General features: G+C 69.6%; 1 protein-coding gene and 1 pseudogene. Both read right to left on the reverse strand.

All coding sequences use genetic code 11. From position 1 onward, the window contains the following. Window positions 1-1,163 (reverse strand): ISAs1 family transposase (locus Q0112_RS08940; RefSeq protein ID WP_297974150.1); only part of this gene is annotated, 1,163 nt, incomplete at its 3' end. Window positions 1,164-1,272: 109 nt separating this feature from the next. Then, a pseudogene (locus tag Q0112_RS08945) lies at window positions 1,273-1,820 on the reverse strand (transposase); the annotation flags it as partial. Window positions 1,821-1,905 lie beyond the last annotated feature (85 nt).

Genomic DNA, 1,905 nt, shown 5'->3' on the forward strand with positions numbered 1-1,905 from the left:
GGCCGTGAGCGAATGAGGGCTTCGAGGTAGTCGGGGTCCCATCCGGCGATCTTCCTTCGGGACTTGAGGGATCGCTTGTCGGTGGCGGTTCGGACGAGGTTGAGGGCGAAGTGGCGGACGGTGGCCATGTTGCGGGCGCCGTGGCCCCTGCGGAGGCGGGACTGGTCGTCGGCGAAGGTGACGTCGAGCACCCAGTGCAGGCGGTTCTCGATCGCCCAGTGCTCGCGGACGGCCGTGGCGGCCTCGGCTGCGGAGAGGGCGCGGGAGGAGATGAAGAAGCGGGTCTCGCTGCGGGTTGCGCCCCTGGCCTCGACGCGGGTCTCGGCGCGGAGGAGGCAGGCCGCGCCCGGCAGGCGCACCTCGCCCGGGAAGCGGCGACCGCCGTCGAGCCAGTCGGTGTCGCGGAGAACGGTCATGCGGCGCTCCTCGAGGCGGCCGTGGCCCTTGTCGAGATCGGCGTGGGTGTCGAGCGTGGCGGCGGGCGCCTCGGCGAAGGCGGCCTCGACCTCGGCGCGGAGCGTCGGCTGGTTGGCCTTCACCGCGAGCAGGTAGTCCGCACCCTGGGCGAGGATCGCCGCGGCGACCTCGCCGTTGGTGGCGATGGCGTCGATGGAGACGAGCGCGCCCTTGAGCCCTCCCTCGGCGCCGAGCCGCTCGAGGAGGAGGGGGATGGCGGCGAGCTCGTTCGCCTTGTCGGGCACGGCTTCCTGCGCCAGCACCAGGCGGGCGGTGGTGGCGAAGGCGGAGACGAGATGCAGGGGCGCGGTGCCTGCACCCTTGTCATGGCTGCGGCGCGAGGTCTTGCCGTCGATGGCGACGAGCGCGGCCTTGTCCGGCCAGCTCTCCCGCACCCAGCCGGCGAAGGCGCTCGCGAAGAGGTCCGGGTCGATCCGGTTCATCAGGATGGTGAGCCAGCGCTCGCCGGGGACGCCGTCGGCGTAGGGCAGGTGCCGGCGGAGGAAGTCGAGGTGCGCGGCGCCCCAGGCGGCGATGTCCTCGTAGTCGTCGCAGTCGGCGATGGTGCCGCAGACCACGAGCAAAAGGATCTCGTCGAGCCGGTGGGTGATCCGCCGCACGTCGCGCGGATCCTCCACCACGGCGAAATGCTCAAGCAGCGCCGTCAGGCGCGACTTCCGGGGCAGGGTCTCGGCGGTAGGGATCATCGACGGCTCCGATTCAGCGGCGCCGCATCGATTCAGAGAAATCCCTACCTGTCACCTGTCATATGAGTTCGGAGCCCTGGCTCACCTCTCAAGCGGCTGGAACGAACCGTTACTCAGGGTTAAGCTCCTCGCTTGGAAGGAGGATATCGCGCTTCCACGAGGAAGGGTGTCTTGGGCGTAGCATGCCTTTCCACGGAACATGTCGAGCCGCGACATCAGTTCGATGCGTGGCGCGAATGGTTCTCGCCCATTCTCGAGATCGATCCCCTCGGCCGGGACTCCGAAAGTTTCGTCGCCTCGAACCGGGCCTGGGACCTTGGCGGGCCGGTCGTGAGCCGCGTCTCGGCGCCCCCGGTGCTGGTCCGGCGGACGAAGGCGAACATCGCCAGAGCGCCGGCCGACCACTGGATGGTGAGTTGTTGCAAGAGGGGAGCAGGTCAGGCTGGATATGGGCCCAGCAGGCGGCCTCGAGCACGCGTGTCGCCCCGTCGGGACGGGTCTCCATAGAGTCGTTGAAGCCGGCGAAGCCATCGGCGTGCAGCACCCCGGCGAAGTCCTGCAGATCCGCCCGGCGATGTGCGCCCTTGCGGTCGCGGCTGTAGAGACAGCAGGCAGCGGGCGGTGTCCTGGCGTCGCCAGCGGGCCGTCGCGGACATAGACATCGCCGCGGCTGACCGACCTGCCGGGAGCAACGGTGCGATCAACGCACGTGCCCGATCCGTCACATCGCCTTGCATAGCCC

The organism is uncultured Amaricoccus sp., from assembly GCF_937858865.1.
Taxonomy (GTDB): domain Bacteria; phylum Pseudomonadota; class Alphaproteobacteria; order Rhodobacterales; family Rhodobacteraceae; genus Amaricoccus.